This window comes from Streptomyces sp. NPDC000345 (assembly GCF_042898825.1).
In the GTDB taxonomy this organism is placed as follows: domain Bacteria; phylum Actinomycetota; class Actinomycetes; order Streptomycetales; family Streptomycetaceae; genus Streptomyces.
On sequence record NZ_JBIAZE010000017.1, the window covers coordinates 44428 to 63107 of the forward strand.

The window sequence follows — 18680 nt, forward strand, 5'->3', positions numbered from 1 at the left end:
CCGGGCGGGAGGGCGTGCGGGGCACGGGAGCCGCGCGCGCCCACGCGCTCTTGCCGGAGCCCGGGCGCCGGTCCACCGTGGTCCCATGCCATCCCTGGAGACCTTCGAGCTTCCTCATGAGCTGCACGGCGACGGCGCCCACAAGGTGTTCGCGGTGCACGGCTGGTTCGCCGACCGGTCCGCGTACGCGCCCGTCGTGCCCGACCTCGACCGTACGGCCTTCCAGTACGCGCTGGTGGATCTGCGCGGCTACGGCGGGGCGCGGGACCTCGGCGGCACGTACTCGACCGCCGAGGCCGCGGTCGACCTCGTGGCGCTGGCCGACCGGCTCGGCTGGGAGCGGTTCTCGGTCGTCGGGCACTCGATGGGCGGAGCGGTCGCCCAGCGACTGCTCGCGCAGGCCCCGCACCGGCTGCGGCGGCTGGTCGGCGTCTCCCCCGTGCCGGCGTCCGGGCTGGCGCTGCCGCCCGAGCAGTGGGAGCTGTTCGCGGACGCGGCGCACAAGGCGGAGAACCGGCGCGCCATCCTCGACGTGACGACGGGCCGCCGGCGCCCGGCCGCCTGGCTGGACCGGATGGTCGCCCGTTCGGTGGAGGTCAGCGACCCGAAGGCGTTCCGGGCCTGGCTGGACTCCTGGGCCCTGGAGGACTTCCACGACCGGACCGAGGGCTCGGCCGTTCCCGCGCTGGCGGTGACCGGCGCCCTGGACCCCGCCCTGTCCGCGGCGCTGATGCGTGAGACGTGGCTGCGCTGGTACCCGCGCGCCGAACTGTACGAACTCCCCGCCGCCGGGCACTACGGCATGGACGAGACACCGCTGGAGCTGGTCCGGGTGTGGGAGGACTTCCTGCGGGCGGACACGCCCGTATGACGGCCGGCCGGCCGGCGCCCGTGGCGGTGCCCGAGGTCTTCGACCCCCGGCAGTACGCCGCGGGTGTGCCGTACGGCGCCTACCGCGTCCTGCGCGACCACCACCCGGTGGCGTGGCAGCCGGAGCCGGAGGTGCTGGGGTGGCCCGCCGGGCCGGGGTTCTGGGCGGTGACCCGGCACGCGGACGTCGTACGGGTGCTGAAGGACTCGGGGACGTACTCGTCCTGGCTCGGCGCGACGCAGATCCGGGACCCCGATCCCGGCGACCTGCCGTTCATCCGGCGCATGATGCTCCATCAGGATCCCCCGGCGCACGGGCGGCTGCGGCGGCTGGTGAGCCGGGCCTTCACCCCGGGCCGGGTCGGCCGCTTCACCGAGGTGGCCGCGGAGCGGGCCCGGACCCTGTGCGCCCGGGCCCTGGCCCAGGCCCGGGCGGCGGACGGGACGGCCGATCTCGTGACCGCCGTCACCGACGACTACGCGCTGCTGAACCTCGCCGACCTGCTGGGGGTCCCGCAGGAGGACCGCGGCCTCCTGCTGCACTGGACGCGCCGGGTCATCGGCTACCAGGATCCGGACGAGGCCGGTCCCGGCCGACGGGACACCACCGGCCGGCCGGTGAACCCGCGTTCGCCCGCAGCGCTGCGGGACATGTTCGCGTACGCGCGCCGGCTGGCCGGGCGCAAGAGACGTCACCCCGCCGACGACGTGCTGACGACCCTCGCCCTGGACGCCGAACTCGCCGACGGCGAACTGGAGATGTTCTTCTTCCTGCTCACGGTCGCGGGCAACGACACGGTCCGCAGTGCCGCTCCCGGCGGACTGCTGGCGCTGGCCGAACACCCTCAGGAGTACGAGCGACTGCGCTGCGGTGCGGTCGAACCCGGCCGCGCGGTGGAGGAGTTGCTGCGCTGGCATCCACCCGTCCTCACCTTCCGCCGTACCGCCGCCCGGGACACCGAGCTGGCGGGACGGCGGATCCGCGCGGGCGAGAAGGTGGTGGTGTTCCACGCCGCCGCCAACCGGGACGAACGCGTCTTCGCCGACCCGGACCGGCTGGACCTGTCCCGGGCGCCCAATCCGCACGTGTCCTTCGGCGACGGCCCGCACGTCTGCCTCGGCGCCCATTTCGCGCGGCTCCAGCTGGCGGTGCTCTACGCGGAGGTGCTGCGGACCTTTTCCGTGCTGCGGCCGGCCGGGCCGCCCCGGCGGCTGGTGTCGAACTTCATCAACGGCATCAAGTCGCTTCCCATGCGGGTGACTTGAGGCCGCCGGCGGCTCACCGGCGCACCTGGATCAGCGCATGGGTGCCGCCGGTCCGCCAGCGCTGCTCCTCCGCCGCGACGAGGGCGGACTCGGTCTGCGCGGTCAGGCCCGTGATCACGTCGGACTTGAGGGTGCGCAGCGCCGCGACCGGTCCGGGGAAGTACGCGGTGACGTCGGCGAAGGGGGTGGTCGGGGGCCAGAGCCGGTCGCCGACCAGGCGGCGGTAGTTGAGATCGCCCTTGACCACGGTCAGGGTGGCCGCGGCGAACTCCGCGCGCAGGTCGGCCGGCATGTCCTCGTACGGCAGCGGGGCCGCGGCGAAGGGGTGGGCGCGGACGGTGAGGGTGCCGTCCGCCATCGCCGCCCACAACGCGCGGCCGTACACGGCGGCCTCCCCGGGGGCGGCCGTCAGCTTCCGCAGCGCGTCCACGACGTCGGCCGGGGTGGCGTCGGAGACGTAGTACGGGTACGGCTTGACGTGCAGGACGATCCGGCCGGCCCGGCCGTGACCGAGGAGGTGGGCGGCCAGGAGGAGGTCGGGGATCAGTTCGCGGCCCGCGTTGTCGGCGATCAGGCAGACGGTGCCGGAGGCGTCGCCGGCGGCCGGCAGCAGCGACCACAGGGCATCACTGTCGTCGGCGACCAGACCCGGGACCGCGGCCCGGGTCCCGGCCCCGGCCTCGGACAGGCGGAAGCCGAGGTCGGCGCGGTTGCCCCACAGCGAACCCAGCAGCAGGGCCTGGGCCGACTCGTCGGCCGGGCGGGCCCGGAGGGCGTCGAGCGCGGCCAGCTCCTCGCCCGTCTCGGGGGCGTCGAGCTCGGCGAGCTTGAAGGGGCGGAACGGGTCGATGCCCTGCCAGGGGCCCGGGCCGAAGTAGCCGACGGCGTGCAGGAGGCGGCGGTAGAAGTAGCTCTCCGACCACAGCCAGGGCACGTCGAACCAGGACCGGCCCGCGCTGGTGCCGAGTCCCCAGTCCCGCCAGCGGTCCCCGTCGTGCGCGTCGGCGGGAAGCGGTTCGATCACGCCGTCCAGGCAGCTCGCCAGCAGCGCGTCCAGTGCGCCGCGCACGCCGGGGCCGTAGGGGAAGGCGTCCCGTACCTGCCGGATGATCGCCGGGTGCCGTTCGGCCAGGACGCCGTGCGGGAAGGAGCCGGGTTCGTCGCCAAAAATCACGGGGGGCGGGGCGGGGGTGTCGGGCATACGGCTCACCGTATCGCCCGGGCCGCTCCACCTGGCCGTTTCCCCGCCCGGCTCACCCCACCATGATCTCCCGCTCCAGCCGGGCCGCCAGGCTGAGATAGCGCGGACGGCGTGGCACCGGCACCAGGCCCCGGATCAGGACGTACCACATCTCGGCCATACGGCGTGGCAGCCGGGTCGCGGGCTCGCGGGAGCGGCCCACCACACGGGTGCCCACGAAGAAGCAGACCAGGGAGTGGGCGACGGCGTCGACGTCGACGTCCGCGTGGATGTCCGACTCCTTCATCGCGCCCACCAGCCGACGGGTCATCAGCTCCAGCCACTCCGTGAACGGGTGGCGCAACGGTGGCTTGACCGGCACTCCCCCGGTGGCGAGCCGGAGCCCCGCGCGGGCGATCGGGCCCTCGACCGAAAGCCGCGCGAGGCCGAACGTGAGGCGCATCAGCGCTTCGAGTGCCGGATAGCCCCGGTCGTCGATCTCACCGGCGACCCGGCGTGACGCCTGGGACTGCAGCTCCATGATGGCGTGGGCGAGGTCCTCCTTGGCCGCGAAGTGGAAGTAGAGGGCGCCCTTGGTGACATGGGCGTGCTCGACGATCTCACTGAGGCTGGTCGACTCGTAGCCGTGCCGGTCGAACAGATCGGCAGCGGCCGTGATGATCGTCGCGCGGGTCTGCTCGGCGCGTAACTGCCTCGCCATCGACTGGACTCTCCTGGGCCGGTAAAGAACGGGTCATGCCGTTTGTTTCTTACCCCCAGTACACAATAGCTCACCGTGCGGCGGTACCCACCAGGCACTCGAAGACCGTCGACTCCCCTTGTGTGCCGACGACTTGGACATCGGTGCCATGACCGCCCTTCGCCTCGATCCAGATGGGTACGTCCAGCTCGGCGTACCGGTGGAATAGCGCGTGATACGCCACGGGTGACCGCCCGTCGGCTCCGAGCAGCAGCGCGGCCTGGCGGGCCGCCTCCAGCAGCAGCATGCCGGGGACGTGATCCAGGGGATGGTCGAAGAAAACGGGGTGTGCGGTATCCACTCGCAGCTGCCAGCGGTCGGAGCCGGCCGCCGGGGAGAGCACCACGTCGGCCGGCAGCGCGCGGTCCACGGCGTCCGGCGGGAGCCCGGCCGGCAGGGGTATCGCCGTCACCGAGCCGGGGGTGCGGCCGCCGCGCAGCCGCCGGTAGACGGGAGCGGCGACACAGGTGAAGGCGACGTCCGCCGTGGCCACCCGGTCGCCGTCGCGCAGCACATGGGCGGTGTAGCGGGCACCCGCGAGGCGCCGGCCGCGGTGCTGGACGTCGGTAAAGACGAGCTCCACCTCGGGCTCGGCCGGGAGCGGGCCGACGTGCAACCGCCCCGCGAGGGTGGTCACCTGGAACTCCTGCATCACGAACTGGTGGTCCAGGGGCACGTCGTACTCGGTGTGCGTGATCAGGGTGCCCGCCTGCCGGATCGTCTCGACGACGAGCAGCGGGTCATATGCGGACCAGTCCGGCGACACGTGTAATCCATGGGCCCGGGGCCACTGGGAGGAGACCGAGAACCGGTCGTCGCCGGTGCGCCGCCAGCCGGTGAGAAGGGTCTCCGACAGGGCCGCGCGGTGCACCAGTTGGCGTGGCACGGTTGCGGTCAGGGACGGAGCGTCGGCAAGCTGCCGCGGTCGAGTCATGTCTCTCCCTACGGTCCCCCGAAGGCCACGGCAGACGGCGAACCGTCCGCTCCGGTAAGCGTTAGAGTACGAGGCGACCGGTTTGTTTTCAATGAGATCAGTCGACGGCATCCTATGATCGGGCCGAACTCGCGGGCGATCGCGGGGCATCCGGCCAACTCGCTGCCGTTAAGGGGCTCTTATGGCGAAACAGGAGCGCGCCATCAGGACGCGCAGGGCGATCCTGGAGGCGGCCGGCGCGGTCTTCGACGAACACGGCTACACGTCCACCACCATCGCCATGGTCCTGGAACGCGCCGAGGTCACCAAGGGCGCCCTGTACTTCCACTTCCCGTCGAAGGAGTCGCTCGCCCAGGCGGTGCTCGACGAGCAGGTGCCCTTCGGCTCGGTGCCGCCCCAGCCCTGCAAGCTGCAGGAGATCGTCGACATGACCTTCGTGGTGGGCCAACGGCTGCTCGGCAACGCCCTGTTGCGGGGCAGTGTGCGGCTCGCGGTGGATCAGGAGACGCCGTCGGGGATCGATCACGGCGAGCCGTTCCGGCAGTGGGCGCAGCGGCTGAACAGCCTGCTCGAAATGGCCCGTGAGCGGGGCGAGTTGCTGCCGACGGTGCGGCCCCGGGAGACCGTGGAGCTGCTCGTGGGCTCCTTCACCGGCATTCAGCTGATGTCACGGGCGCTGTCGGACCGCGCGGACCTCGCCGACCGGCTGTCGGTGATGTGGGCGCACATGCTGCCGAGCATCGCCGTGCCCGGTCTGCTGCCCCGGCTTGACACCCGGGCCGACCGGGGCGCGCGGGTGCTGGCCCGGCTGGAGGAGCGGGCGGCCTCCTGAGGACGGCGTGCGGCGGGCCGGCCGGTGTCCATCCACACCGGCCGGCCCGCCCGTTCACAGGTTGCGGGGATGTCCCCGCGACGGTGTCAGAAGGTCAGCTTCCACCCGTTCAGCGTGCCGGTGTCCTGCGCGGCCACGTCCTGGACCTTGAGCTTCCAGGTGCCGTTCGCGGTCTCGCCGGAGGCGTCCACCGTGTAGGTGGTGTTGACGTTGTCGGCGGAGTCCGAGGAGCTGGAGGACTTCAGGCGGTACGTCGAACCGTCCGGGGCGACCAGGTCGACGACCAGGTCGCCGCGGTAGGTGTGGGTGATGTCGACGGCGACCTTCAGGGCCGAGGGCGCGTTGCCGCTGAGTCCGCTGACGGCGAGGGAGGAGGTGATCGCCGAGCCGTTGTCCGGGATGGCGACCGCGGTGGTGCTGGAGAAGGTGGTGCCGCCGGTCGAGCCGCCGGAGCCGCTCACGGCCGCCACGGTCTTCGCGGCGTCCGCCAGACCCGCGCCGCAGCCGCCGGAGCAGGCGCCGGGCAGCGCACGGGCGTTGTTCTTGATCGCGGTCTCGATCTGGGCCGGGGTGAGCGAGGAGTTCGCCGCCTTCACCAGCGCGACCAGGCCCGCGATGTGCGGGGTGGCCATGCTGGTGCCCTGGTAGTAGGCGTACGACTCGGAGGACGGCGTCTTGGTGCCGGAGTTCAGCGTGGACAGGATGCCGTTGGCGGTGCCGGTGCTGGTCTGGCCGCCGGGCGCCGAGATGTCCACCAGGGAGCCGTAGTTGGAGTAGGACGCCTTGGCGCCGGAGCGGTTGGTCGCGGCGACCGAGATGACGTTGTTGCAGTTGCCCGGCGAGTGGTTCGCGACGTTGTCGTTCTCGTTGCCGGCGGCCACGACGACCGTCGTACCGCGGTTGACGGCGGCGTTGATCGCGCTCTGGGTGGCCGAGGTGCAGGCGCCGTCGCCGCCCAGGCTCATGTTGATGACCTTGGCGACGTTGGAGTTGGCGGGCACGCCGGAGACGGTGCCGCCGGAGGCCCAGGTGATCGCGTCGATGATGTCGGAGTCGTAGCCGCCGCACTTGCCGAGGACGCGGACCGGGGAGATCTTCGCGCCGTACGCGATGCCCGCGACACCCTTGCCGTTGTTCGTGACGGCGGCGATGGTGCCGGCCACGTGGGTGCCGTGCCAGGAGGAGTCGGAGGCGGGGACGCCCGAGCCGCACTCGTTGGCGGCGTAGTAGTCGCCCGGGTCGGCCGGGTTGCTGTCGCGGCCGTCGCCGTCCACCGAGACGGCGGTGTCGGCGATGAAGTCGTAGCCGCCGACGATGTTCGCGGCGAGGTCGGTGTGGGCGACGTAACCGGTGTCGATGACGGCGACCGTGACACCGGTGCCGGTCGAGGTGGACCAGGCACCGGGCACGTTCATGCCGGCGGTGGCCTCGAACAGGTCCCACTGCTTGGCGTACTCGGTGTCGTTGGGGTCGGCCTTCGGCCTGTTGAGGCGGTCCGGGACGACGTAGGCCACCTGCGGGTCGGCCTGGTACCGGGCGACGACGTCGGCCACGTCCGCCTTGGTGAGGTCCTGGCCCAGGTCGACCAGGGCCGCGCCGGTGCCGAGGCGGCGCCGGAAGTCGACGTCCTCGCCGGCCGCCTCGCCCTTGGCGGCGGCGTCGGCCTCGGCGGCCGCGTTCGACGTGGCCTCGGTGGCACCGGACTTGTAGCCGACGATGAGACGCTCGGCCGGGGTGCCGGGCGCGGCCTCGGTCTGCGCGGCGGGCACGGCGGAGGCGGGCTCCTGCGCGGCGACCGCGGAGGCGGTGGAGGCGGCGGTGAGGAGGGCCGCGGAGACGGCGGCGGCGGATATCAGCTTCCGCCGGAGAGCGGGTGAGGTGCGCAAGGGCATGCCTTTCGTGGCCCGCTCCGGGCAGCGCGGAGCGGCGGTCGATTCGCTTCGGCGTCGAAGCGGCGGGGGGTGGATCGCGGGGGCCGGCCAGGCTTGGGGAAGCGGACTCGAACAAGGGTTACTTGTGGGTCAGCTGTGGTGGAACGATAGGCAAAGGGATGGTCATCCGGATACAGGGGAAACCCTCGATCCGGCCGGAAACCCACCCTTGACGCACGCGAAATGGACGTCGGCGGGCACAACTGGACTGCCCTTGCACCGATTTGCCGCGCGGCGTCCGGTACGGGCACGAGCTGAACGCGCCGGGCGCGGTTTCCGTACTGGACTGAACAGACCGTTCCCGCGCCGGCCGAGGAGACCTCCCCGATGCCCCGGATGACCGCCCGAGTGACCGCCCGCCGCACCGCCGCCCTGACGGCCGCCGCCGTGGGCCCGCTGCTGCTGAACCTGTGGGCCGCGAGCCCGGCCCTGGCGCACGGCGCACCCACGCAACCGGTCAGCCGGGTCTACGGCTGCTCCCCCGAGGGCACCCAGTCCGGCACCGCGGCCTGCAAGGCGGCCGTCGCCGCCAACGGAGCGCCCTTCACCGCCTGGGACAACCTGCGGGTGGCGAACGTGAACGGCCGGGACCGGCAGACCGTCCCGGACGGCAAGCTGTGCAGCGGTGGGCTGCCCGCGTACAAGGGGCTCGACCTCGCCCGCGCCGACTGGCCGTCGACGCGGCTGACTCCGGGCGGGACGCTGCGGATGACGTACGCCTCGACGATCCCGCACACGGGGACGTTCCGGCTCTATCTGACGAAGCAGGGGTACGACCCCGCCCAGCCGCTCACCTGGGCCGACCTGCCGGACCGCCCGTTCGCCGAGGTGAAGGACCCGGCGCTGACGAACGGCGCGTACCGCTTCGGCGTGAAGCTGCCCGCCGACCGCACGGGGCATCAGGTGCTGTACACGATCTGGCAGAACAGCAGCACGCCGGACACGTACTACTCGTGCTCGGACGTGATGTTCTCCCGGCCGGCGGGAACCGGAGGCACGCAGAAGCCGAAGGAGAAGGGGAAAGAGACGGCGGCGGCCGCGTCGGTCACGCCGGCGCCCACCGCGAGCGGGTCCGCGACGGCCGCAGGTCCGTCCGCCTCGGGCACCTCCGGCGTCTCGCCCGCGCAGGCCTCCGCGGCCACGCCCGCGAGCATCCCGGTGGCGTCCGGCACCGGGGCCGGTTCGGGACCGTCCGCGCCGCTGCTGGCGGGCGGCGCCACCGCGGTGCTGGTGCTCACCGGTGGCGCCGCCCTGGTACTGCGTCTGCGCAGGCGATGAACGCCTGCCTGTCCGGAGCTAGTTGACGGTGACCGCGTCGGTTCCGTCGGTCACCGGGGCGTACTTGGCGGTGAAGTAGCCGGCGGAGGGGCACAGCGTCGAGCCGGACGACTTGGCGAACGCCTGGTTGGCGAAGTTGATGCTGTTGTCCGTGTTGCTCGCCGTGCCGGTGAGGCCGGACGCCTGGTAGACGCAGGTGACGCTGCCCAGCAGGGTGCGCAGCACGACGGTGGTCTGGACCGTGGAACCGCTCGGCGGGGTCACCGTGACGGTGCCGTCCGAGGAGACCGTCGTGGTGTACGGCAGGTTGTTGACGGTGATGCTGGTGACGCCGGTGACACCGAGGACGTTCGAGGTGCAGTTGCTGAAGGTCTGCCCGGTGAGCGACTCGGTGGCGGTGCCGGGGGCGGCCGGGTTGTCGGTGACCGTGGCGCTGAACGTGGACGCGGCACACGAGATGCCGCTGGTGCCGGTCGCGCTGTTGTACAGCGTGGCGGCGGTGCCGCCGGCCAGGGACGCGTTGAGGACGTCGCCGACCGCGACATCGCCGTTCGCGGTGGTCAGGACCGCACCGGCCGCGGAGGCCGGGGTGACGGCCGGGAGGGTGAGGGCGACGGCGGTACCGGCGACGGCGAGGAGGGAGCGAATACGCATGGGCGGGTGCCTCTTCTCTGAGCTGGGGGAAATCGGGGGAGTCGGGTGCTTCGAAAGGGGTGCCGTTCGCGGCACGGGGGCGCGAGGCGGCGTCTGCCGTTGCCGGGCCGTGACGCCTTCTCCGTACGTGACGGACCGGCAACGGCAGCCGGCCGGTGACCGGCCGGAGGCACTGGGGGGTGACTCCGGCCGGGCCGGGCGGAAGGGGCGACCGGTCGCGACCCGCGGGGGGAAGCGGCCGTACCGGTGCCGTGAGAGGGATCGGACTGGGGCGGATACGCCCGTGCGGAACCAGAGTCCGGGAGTGCGGCGGTCGCCGCGCGACGGATCCGGCGCCACGGACCCGGGCCGAGCCGCGAATCGGGGCTGAGCCAGGGAGAGTTGTAGACCTGATGTTCCGTCAACGTCAATAGTTTGTAAGCAAGTTGATGGTCCGACAGATATATGCACAGGACGTGTGACGGACTTGATCCACAGTCGGCACGTGATGGACACTCTTTTTCCACATCTCCCTTGACCCCTCGGTGTAACCATCGGTAACTTCCTCGATGGCTACTGCCGCGTAACGTGAAAGCCCTTGCGGCTTCCGGGAGTTGCGAGGAGGCGTACGCGGCAGCCGCTGTCCGCGCCAGGACAACGCGCCACTGAAGCCCAACCCGCACCACTTCAAGCGCATGGGAGCAGACATGGCCTCGTCCTCGGACGTCACGTCGTCCGCCGACAACACACCCGGGAGCCCGGAAAGCGGTTCCTCAGGCAGACGCGGCCGGGTCCGGCCGCGCCGGGCCGCGGTGATGGCGGTGCCGGCCGCCGTGGTCGCCGCCGGCCTCGCGGTCCTCACCGCCGAGGGCGCCCTCGGCGTGCAGTTCGCCATCTCCGGCATGCCGTTCGTGGTCACCGCCGACAAGCTCGACGGAACCGGTTTCGAGCAGTTCGGCGCCCTGGACCACATGATCGAGAACAGCCCCAACCAGGGCGACACCGGCGGCCAGGTCCTGGTCGTCACCTCGGTCGTGCAGAACGGCAAGATCACCAACATGTGCCAGAGCGTCGATCTCGGCGGCATCCAGCTCGTCCTCACCGCCGGCGGCGAGGGCACGCCGGTGAAGGTGGAGAACCTGGCCATCGACTCCGACGTGATCAAGGGCGACGCCGAGTTCCACGGCATCGAGATCGGCGGCGACGCCAGCGAGTTCAACAAGGGCGGCGTGAAGGGCCCCGAGGGCGTCTACGGCCAGCAGGCCGACACGGTGCTCATCAACAACCTCTACCAGCACAACTACGCGGCGACCGCCGGTGTGTTCAAGCTGCCCGACCTGCACATGCGGTTCGGGAGCGAGGGCTGCCCGCGATGAGCGGCCCGGGCCAGTGGCGCAGCGCCTTCCGCGCATGGCGGGGGCGCCGGCCCTTCGTGGGCGGTCTGCTGCTCACGCTCGGCGGTGCCGAGATCCTGGTGACCATGAAGGCGCCGCTTCCGGTCATCCTGCACATCGGCATGCAGGGGCTGGCCGGCTACCTGCTGCCCACTCTGATGGTGGTCTGCGGGCTGCTGATCCTCTTCAACCCCTCCCAGCGGCTGTTCTACTCCGTCATCGCGGTGCTGATCTCGCTGGGCACCTGGGTCACCTCCAACCTGGGCGGCTTCATGGTCGGCCTGCTGCTGGGGGTCACGGGCAGTTGCATGGCCTTCGGCTGGCTGCCCGACCAGGAACCGCGGGTCGGCCGGCGCAAGCGGCGCAAGGCGGCCCGGGCGGCGGAGGCGCTTCGCCGGGCTTCCCTGCCGGGGGCGGGCGAGCCCGCCTGACGCACACGTCGCACCTCACCGGCGGGGCCGGGACGACCTGCACACAGCGGGACGCTCCCGGCCCCGCCGGTCTGCGCGCGACGCTGAGGCGCCGGACGGAGCCGGCGCCGCACGGCGGTACCGCACAGCCGGTGAGAAACGCGCCCATGCCTGTGCAACTCAGCCTGTCCGGTGGGAGGTTGGGGCCATGAGCGACGAGGACATGGACACCGGGACGGCGCACTCCGCGCGGATCCACGACTACATCATCGGCGGCGAGAACCACTTCCCGGCGGACCGGGAGGCCGGCGACGCGATGGTCCGGGAGCCCGCGCTCCCGGTCCACATGCGGGCCAACCGCGACTTCATGAACCGCGCGGTGGGCCATCTCGCGCGGGAGGCGGGGATACGCCAGTTCCTGGACATCGGGAGCGGCATCCCCACCTCCCCCGACCTCCACGAGATCGTCCAGGCGGCGGCGCCCGACGCCCGGGTGGTGTACGTCGACAACGACCCGCTCGTCCTCACCCTCTCCCGCGATCTGCTGGGCGGCACGGCCGAAGGACGCACGGCCTACGTGGAGGGCGACCTGCGCGACCCCGCGGGAATCCTGGCCGCGCCCGCGTTCCGTTCGACGCTGGACCTGGAGCGGCCGGTGGCCCTCACGGTGATCGCGATCGTGCACTTCCTGCTCGACGAGCACGACGCCGTGGGCATCGTGCGCCGCCTCCTCGACCCGCTGCCGTCGGGCAGCCATCTGGCCATGTCCGTGGGCACCGCGGACTTCGCACCGGACGAAGTGGGGCGGGTGGCCCGGGAGTACGCGGCCCGGGGCATGCCGATGCGGCTGCGCACCCGTTCGGAGGCGGCGGAGTTCTTCACCGGACTCGATCTCGTCGACCCGGGCATCGTCCAGGTGCACCACTGGCGTCCCGACGGCACCGGCACCGAGGTGCTCCACGACGAGGACATCGCGATGTACGGGGCAGTGGCCCGCAAGCCCTGAACTCCGGCGGCGCCCGCGAGCCCTGAACTCCGGCGGCGCCCGGAGCGCTCCGCAATTTTGACGATCAGTCAATCGACCTGCGGCGACGCTCCCTCTCCCGCCCTCCGGTCCCGTCCCACATCACAATGCGGCAGCAGCACCTCACCCCAAGTGGCTGTTCACTTGACTACCGCCGGTCACACACGGTTGGCTCCGAGCCAGCGACAGCCTCTCGCCGGTGCGCATCCCCGTCGCCCCGGCGGTGCTCGCCCCGTCCTCTTGCTCTGCCGCACAGCGAGGTGCAGCCCCCCATGAACAGTCCCCTCCCCGCTCCCCCGTCCCGGAGATCCGACAGATCCCGCGCGTTCGCCCGGCTCACCGTCCTGGCGGCCGCCTGCTGCCTCCTCCTCGCCGGCTGCTCCGGCGACGCGTCGTCCGGCTCGGACGAGGACGGGGCGGGCGGCTCCGGTGGCCGGATCAAGGTCACGCTGGTCACCCACGGCGCCGAGGGAGACGCCTTCTGGGAGCTGGTGCGCAAGGGCGCGGAGGCGGCGGCCGCCAAGGACCACGTCGACCTGACCTACGCGAGCGACGCCGACGCCACGGGACAGGCCGAGCTGGTACGGGACGCGATCCGCGACGGGGTCGACGGCATCGCGGTGACCCTGGCCAAACCGCAGGCGATGAAGAGCCCGGTGGCCGCAGCCAGGGCGGCCGGCATCCCGGTGGTCGGCCTCAACTCCGGTATCGACGCCTGGCAGTCGGCGGGCCTCCTGGAGTACTTCGGCCAGGACGAGAGCGTCGCGGGCCGCGCAGTCGGCGCCAAGCTCGACGGCCTCGGCGCGAAGCACACCCTCTGCGTCATCCACGAGCGGGGCAACATCGCGCTGGAGGCGCGCTGCGCCGGCGTGAAGAAGACGTTCTCCGGCGAGACGGAGATGCTCTACGTCGACGGCACCAACATGGACGCGATGTCCGCCACCGTGACGGCCCGCCTGCGGCAGGAACCCGACATCGACGAGGTCGTCACCAACGGGGCGCAGTTCGCGCTGGCCGCGGTGAAGGCGGCGGGGAAGGCGGGCAGCAAGGCGAAGGTCGCCACCTTCGACCTCAACAAGGACCTGGTCGGGGCCGTCCGCGACGGCAGCGTGCAGTTCGCGGTGGACCAGCAGCCCTATCTTCAGGGTTATCTGGCCGTGGACGCACTCTGGCTCTACAAGACCAACGGCAACATCAGCGGAGGCGGCGTGGCACCCGTGCTGACGGGCCCGGCCTTCGTCACCAAGACCAATGTCGCCGACGTCGCGCGGTTCGCCGCCGACGGAACGCGCTGACCCGGCGGTTCCCGTTGGTCCCCGCCCCTTCCCGCCTCCCCCTCCCCCACCGATCGCCCTAGGACGACCATGTCTCCACGGACAGGTGCCCGGCGCCGCCGTCTCGGCTCCATTCGTCTCTCCCTGATCCTCCTGGCCCTGGTGCCCGGCGTCACCCTCGCCGCCATGTGGGGTGTGACGACGATCCAGATGTTCTCGGAGGGACTGCGGCTGCGCACGCAGACCGAACTGAGCCGGTCGACCGGTGCCATGGGTACCGAGGCGACGCTCGCGCTGCAGCAGGAGCGCAGTCTGTCGGCCGTGTGGCTGGCCTCCCGGCCCGAGGGTTCCCGTGCCGCGCTGGACGCGCAGCGCCGCAAGACGGACGCGGCGGTCGCGCAGTTGGTCGACCGGGCGGACGACATCCAGCAGGCGCCCGCCCGGGTCCGGGACCGGTTGTACTCGGTCGTCGCCTCGGTGAGCAGCCTGGAGTACTACCGGGGCCAGGTGGACGATCCCACCGACATCACCGCCGCCCAGGCGCTGGACCAGTACACCTCGATCATCGACGACCAGATCCACGCCTTCCAGGAGCTGTCCCAGGTCGACGACGGCGACCTCACCTCGCAGGCCGGCCCGCTCATCGCCCTGGAACACGCGGCGGAACTGGTCTCCGAGGAGGATCTGCAGCTCACCCTCGCCGGGCCGCGGGGGCGGATGGACGAGAAGACCTGGGCGGAGTTCGCCCAACGGGTGAACACCCGCCGCTGGCTGGTGCGGGACCAGATCGTCCCCGCGCTGACGGGCAACGCGAAGGCGCAGACCGAGAAGATCCTGACGAGCTACCAGTGGCAGATCCTGGAGTCCGTCGAGGACAAGGTGCTGGCGGCCCGGACGGACATGAGCGGGAACGGTTCGATCGTTCTGCCCGAGGTGCAGAAGGAGTGGCGGGCCGCGCTCATCGAGGTCTCCGACCAGTACTCCGCCCTCATCCGGCAGCAGACCACGGCACTGCTGCAGCGCAGCGCGGACAACGCGCGCGGACTGCTGGTCAAGGCCGGTGCGCTGAGCGCCGGCGGGCTCGTCGCCCTGTTGCTGTGCGTCGGCATGTCCTGGCGGATCACCCGTTCGCTGTCCCTGCGGCTGCGCGGGCTGCGGATGGCCACGCTGAGCCTTGCGCAGGAACGGCTCCCGGATGTGGTTGCGCGGCTGGACCGGGGAGAGACTGTCGATGTGGACTCCGCGACTCCGCCACTGGACTACGGCGGCGACGAACTCGGCCAGGTGGCCAAGGCGTTCAACACGGCGCAGCGCACCGCCGTGCACACCGCCGTCGAACTCGCCGACACCCGGCGCGGTTTCCAGAAGGTCATCCTGGGCATCGCCCGGCAGAGCCAGAACCTGGTCAACCTGCAGCTCAGCAAGCTCGACGCGCTGGAGCGCGCGCACCAGGACCCGGAGGTCCTCAAGGGGCTGTACGAACTGGACTCCACGGCGAGCCAGCTGCGCCGCTACGAGGAGAACCTCGTCATCATCAGCGGCGGCCGGCCCGGTCGCAGCTGGTCGGAGCCGGTGGCGCTGATCGACATCCTGCGCAGCGCGGTCGGGGAGGTCGCCGAGTACCAGCGGGTGGAGGTGCACACCGAGGAGGAGGTGTACGTCGCCCCGCCCGCCGTGGCCGACGTGATCCATCTGCTGGCCGAGCTGATCGACAACGCGACCTCGTACTCGCCGGCGCCGAGTCCGGTCGGTGTGCGGGCGGCACTGGTGGCCAAGGGCCTGGCGATCGAGGTGGAGGACCGCGGCCTCGGCCTGTCCGAGGAGGACTACGCCTCCTTCAACGCGCAGTTGGCGGTGCCGCCGCAGTTCGACGTGGTGGCGCTCGCCGACGACCTGCGGCTGGGCATGTTCGTGATCGCCCGGCTGGCCAACCGGCACGGCATCGCGGTGACCCTGCGGTCCTCGCCGTACGGCGGAACCACGGCGATCGTGCTGCTTCCGCACGACATCGTGGTCCGCGAGGCCCCCGACACGGACCCCTCCGAGGCCGGCGCCCTCCGCGCCGCGACGCCCTCGACCGCCGAGGGCTCCCCGGCGCCCGAGAAGCACCTCCCGCCGGGCACCCGGACCGCGCCGGAGCCGACAGGGGACACCTCCGGCACCCCACAGCCTTCGCACGACGCGCCCGCGCAGAACCCGTCCGGCACGGCGGCCCAGCCCTCCGGCATGGCACCGCAGCCGTCGGACACCGCGCCCGCGCAGGACCCGTCCGCCACGGCGATCCAGCCCTCCGGCTCGGCGCCGGAGCCGTCGGACACCGCGCCCGCACCCGCACCGGACCCGTCCGGCACGGCTGCCCAGCCCTCCGGTACGGCGCGGAAGCCGGCCGACGGTGTGCGCGAGCAGGCCGGTGCGGTACCGGCCGCGGCCGGGCCGGATCCGGAGCACAGCAGGCCCGGCGGCGAACGTGCCCTGCCTCTTCCCCGGCGCGAGAGATCCGCCGCGATACGCGAGGCGTCCGCTCCGGCGGGCACCGCGAAGGACGCGGTGGGCACCTCGCCGGCTCCGGCGGACGGCGAGCCGGACACGGCTCACGGCCGCGCCGCCGGTGGCGGTGCCCGGCCCGGCGGGCTCACCCCGTTGCCCCGCCGGATCCCGCAGACCAGTCTCGCCGCCGAGTTGCGCGAGGAGGCGGTGCCCCTCGAGGAGGACGGATACCCCGACGACTTCACCGCGGAGCGCGCGGCCTCTTCCCTCGCCGGTTTCCAGCGCGGCACGCTGCGGGCACGCGACGACGCCGACGCCCGCGCGGACGCGGCGCCGTCCGGCGCGGCGGAGACGGCGGACGCCGCGCAGGCGCCCGGCCCGGCGATCACGGCCGCAGGCGCCCCCCAGACCCCTACCCCGCCCGCCGACCGCTCATGAAGGACACCGCGATGACACACTCCATCCCCGCCACGAACACCCAGCTCGACCAGTTGCTCACCGGTCTCGTGGACCGGGTGGCCGATGTGAACCAGGCCGTCGTGCTCTCCGAGGACGGGCTGGTGGTCAGCAAGTCCACCGGTTTCCTGCGCGAGGACGCCGAGCGGCTCGCGGCGACGGCGTCGGGCCTGATGAGCCTCAGCAAGGGCGTCAGCATGGACTTCCGGGGCGGCCCGGTGCGCCAGGCGCTCATCGAGATGGCCCACAGCTATCTGATCCTCACCTCGGCGGGACCGGGGGCCCATCTGGTGGTGCTGGCGGGCTCGCACGCGGACGTGGGCGTGGTGGCGTACCAGATGAACATGCTGGTGAAGAAGATCGGCGAGCACCTGAGCGCGGCACCGCGGACCGGTATCGGCCCCGCCGTCCGCGGCAACGGCGGGTGAGGTGAGCCCAGGCGACGAAGCGGGCCGGCTGGTCCGACCGTTCACCCTGACCGGAGGACGGACCCGGCCCAGCCGCGCCGACTTCACGCTCATCACGACGGTGACGGCGGTGGATCCGCCGCCCGAGCGGGCCGCACGGCCGCAGCCGGAGCACACCCGGATCCTGCGGCTGTCCGCCCGGCCGGTGGCCGTGGCCGAGCTCGCGGCCCATCTGGACCTGCCGGTGAGCGTGGTCGTCATCATGCTCTGCGATCTGCTGGAGGCGGGCCTGATCACGGCCCGGCCGCCCCGTTCCGTCTCCGGCGCCGCGGATCTGGACCTGCTGCAGAAAGTGAGGGACGGCCTTGGCCGGATCTGAGCGCACCGCCGCACCGGTCGCGGCACCCGACACGGTGAAGATCCTCATCGCCGGCGGCTTCGGCGTCGGCAAGACCACCATGGTCGGGGCGGTCAGCGAGATCGCGCCGCTGCGCACGGAGGAGCCGCTGACCGTCGCCGGGCTGGGTGTGGACGACCTGAAGGGCATCGAGGAGAAGCGGTCCACGACCGTGGCCCTCGACTTCGGACGGATCACCATCGGCGACGACCTGGTGCTGTACCTCTTCGGCACCCCCGGCCAGCAGCGGTTCTGGTTCATGTGGAACGACCTGTCCGTCGGCGCCCTGGGCGCGGTGGTGCTGGTGGACGTGCGCAGGCCGGAGTCCAGTTTCGCGGCGATCGACTTCTTCGAGCGGCGTGGCATCCCCTTCGTCGTGGCGGTCAACGGCTTCCACGGGCGGCACCCCTATCCCGCGGACGAGATCCGGGAGGCGCTGGCGCTGCCGGCGGACGTGCCGGTGCTGCTGTGCGACGCGCGGGAGCGGGAGTCGTGCCGGGAGGTCCTGATCGCCCTGATCGACCGTCTGATCGCCGACGTCACCTCGCCCCGCGCCTGAGGCCTGTCCGGCGGATCAGGCCGGGGACGCGGGACCTGCCGAGGCACCGCCGCCGGGGAGTTCCCGGCCCGCTCCGGCGGCCCGCAGCGCGGCGGCCGTCTCCGGGTGGGGGCCCGCCTGCGCCCACTGCAGGGGCGTCCAGCCGGTGCCGTGGTCCTCCCGGAGGCCGGGGTCCGCGCCATGGGCGAGGAGGGTGCGGACGGTCTCGGTGTAGCCCCAGCAGGCCGCCGCGCACAGGGGGGTGCCCTCCGCGCCGGGGCCCGCGCTCTCGGCGTCGGGCGGCGCGCCGGCCGCGAGCAGGGTGCGGGCGATGCCGGCATGGCCCTGGACACAGGCCGCGTACAGCGGGGTCGTGCCGTCGGCGTCGGGCGCCGCCGGATCGGCTCCGGCCCGCAGCAGCCGGGCGACCTCCTCGCCCTCGTCGCACATCGCCGCCCCGACAAGGCTCTTCGTCAGTTTCTTGCGCCGTCTTCGGTTCACGGCGGCCGAGGATAGCCCGCTTCGTCCGCCGTGCTCGCCTGCATTCTCATGGCCGGGACACAGCCGGACGGCGGGAAACCGCCAAGCCTGTCCCAGTGATTGACCTGA

Annotated in this window: 18 protein-coding genes; 12 read left to right on the plus strand and 6 right to left on the minus strand. The window is 72.3% G+C overall.

Features of this window, described 5'->3' with window-relative positions; genetic code table 11:
- The first annotated feature begins 94 nt into the window (after positions 1-94).
- Positions 95-871 carry an alpha/beta fold hydrolase gene (locus ACFY30_RS32005; RefSeq protein ID WP_390848756.1) on the plus strand — a complete coding sequence of 259 codons (777 nt, stop codon included), beginning with the start codon at positions 95-97 and terminating at the stop codon, positions 869-871.
- Positions 868-2136: a cytochrome P450 gene (locus tag ACFY30_RS32010; protein ID WP_390848757.1), complete on the plus strand. Its 1269-nt coding sequence runs from the start codon at positions 868-870 to the stop codon at positions 2134-2136. The genes ACFY30_RS32005 and ACFY30_RS32010 overlap by 4 nt, the downstream gene beginning before the upstream one ends.
- A 13-nt stretch (positions 2137-2149) precedes the next feature.
- On the opposite strand, the gene ACFY30_RS32015 is transcribed toward ACFY30_RS32010, so the two are convergent.
- From ACFY30_RS32015 to ACFY30_RS32025, 3 genes are all read right to left on the minus strand, one after another.
- Positions 2150-3337: a damage-control phosphatase ARMT1 family protein gene (locus tag ACFY30_RS32015; protein ID WP_390848636.1), complete on the minus strand. Its 1188-nt coding sequence runs from the start codon at positions 3335-3337 to the stop codon at positions 2150-2152.
- 52 nt (positions 3338-3389) lie between these two features.
- Positions 3390-4037, minus strand: coding sequence for a ScbR family autoregulator-binding transcription factor (locus ACFY30_RS32020; RefSeq protein ID WP_390848637.1), 648 nt, complete (start codon positions 4035-4037; stop codon positions 3390-3392).
- Between the two features lie 70 nt (positions 4038-4107).
- Entirely contained in the window at positions 4108-5010 is a 903-nt protein-coding gene (locus tag ACFY30_RS32025; RefSeq protein WP_390848638.1) for a ScbA/BarX family gamma-butyrolactone biosynthesis protein, read from the minus strand.
- A 181-nt stretch (positions 5011-5191) separates the two neighbouring features.
- Here ACFY30_RS32025 and ACFY30_RS32030 point away from each other — a divergent pair, with 181 nt between their 5' ends.
- Positions 5192-5842: a ScbR family autoregulator-binding transcription factor gene (locus tag ACFY30_RS32030; protein ID WP_390848639.1), complete on the plus strand. Its 651-nt coding sequence runs from the start codon at positions 5192-5194 to the stop codon at positions 5840-5842.
- 86 nt (positions 5843-5928) lie between these two features.
- On the opposite strand, the gene ACFY30_RS32035 is transcribed toward ACFY30_RS32030, so the two are convergent.
- Entirely contained in the window at positions 5929-7728 is a 1800-nt protein-coding gene (locus tag ACFY30_RS32035; RefSeq protein ID WP_390848640.1) for a S8 family serine peptidase, read from the minus strand.
- 372 nt (positions 7729-8100) lie between these two features.
- On the opposite strand from ACFY30_RS32035, the gene ACFY30_RS32040 reads away from it, so the two are divergent.
- The gene (locus ACFY30_RS32040; RefSeq protein ID WP_390848641.1) at positions 8101-9051 is read left to right on the plus strand and encodes a lytic polysaccharide monooxygenase; all 951 of its coding nucleotides are present in this window, start codon (positions 8101-8103) and stop codon (positions 9049-9051) included.
- 18 nt (positions 9052-9069) lie between these two features.
- Here the strand turns inward: ACFY30_RS32040 and ACFY30_RS32045 are convergent, their stop codons facing one another.
- Positions 9070-9705 (minus strand): Tat pathway signal sequence domain protein, encoded by a 636-nt coding sequence (locus tag ACFY30_RS32045; RefSeq protein ID WP_390848642.1) that lies wholly within the window; start codon positions 9703-9705, stop codon positions 9070-9072.
- Positions 9706-10391: 686 nt separating this feature from the next.
- On the opposite strand from ACFY30_RS32045, the gene ACFY30_RS32050 reads away from it, so the two are divergent.
- From ACFY30_RS32050 to ACFY30_RS32085, 8 genes are all read left to right on the plus strand, one after another.
- Positions 10392-11060, plus strand: coding sequence for a DUF6230 family protein (locus ACFY30_RS32050; RefSeq protein WP_390848643.1), 669 nt, complete (start codon positions 10392-10394; stop codon positions 11058-11060).
- The gene (locus ACFY30_RS32055; protein WP_390848644.1) at positions 11057-11509 is read left to right on the plus strand and encodes a DUF6114 domain-containing protein; all 453 of its coding nucleotides are present in this window, start codon (positions 11057-11059) and stop codon (positions 11507-11509) included. The genes ACFY30_RS32050 and ACFY30_RS32055 overlap by 4 nt, the downstream gene beginning before the upstream one ends.
- Before the next feature lie 187 nt (positions 11510-11696).
- A complete protein-coding gene (locus ACFY30_RS32060; protein WP_390848645.1) occupies positions 11697-12494 on the plus strand; it encodes an SAM-dependent methyltransferase in 798 nt (265 codons plus the stop codon).
- Positions 12495-12784: 290 nt separating this feature from the next.
- The gene (locus tag ACFY30_RS32065; RefSeq protein WP_390848646.1) at positions 12785-13807 is read left to right on the plus strand and encodes a substrate-binding domain-containing protein; all 1023 of its coding nucleotides are present in this window, start codon (positions 12785-12787) and stop codon (positions 13805-13807) included.
- 69 nt (positions 13808-13876) lie between these two features.
- A complete protein-coding gene (locus tag ACFY30_RS32070) occupies positions 13877-16711 on the plus strand; it encodes a nitrate- and nitrite sensing domain-containing protein (protein WP_390848647.1) in 2835 nt (944 codons plus the stop codon).
- A gap of 11 nt (positions 16712-16722) precedes the next feature.
- Positions 16723-17157: a roadblock/LC7 domain-containing protein gene (locus tag ACFY30_RS32075; RefSeq protein ID WP_390662060.1), complete on the plus strand. Its 435-nt coding sequence runs from the start codon at positions 16723-16725 to the stop codon at positions 17155-17157.
- A gap of 1 nt (position 17158) precedes the next feature.
- The gene (locus ACFY30_RS32080) at positions 17159-17515 is read left to right on the plus strand and encodes a DUF742 domain-containing protein (RefSeq protein WP_390848648.1); all 357 of its coding nucleotides are present in this window, start codon (positions 17159-17161) and stop codon (positions 17513-17515) included.
- Complete coding sequence (locus tag ACFY30_RS32085; protein ID WP_390848649.1) at positions 17502-18092, plus strand: ATP/GTP-binding protein; 591 nt, start codon at positions 17502-17504, stop codon at positions 18090-18092. Before ACFY30_RS32080 ends, ACFY30_RS32085 begins: the two co-directional genes overlap by 14 nt.
- A 15-nt stretch (positions 18093-18107) precedes the next feature.
- On the opposite strand, the gene ACFY30_RS32090 is transcribed toward ACFY30_RS32085, so the two are convergent.
- Entirely contained in the window at positions 18108-18572 is a 465-nt protein-coding gene (locus tag ACFY30_RS32090; RefSeq protein WP_390848650.1) for an ankyrin repeat domain-containing protein, read from the minus strand.
- Positions 18573-18680: the final 108 nt, after the last annotated feature.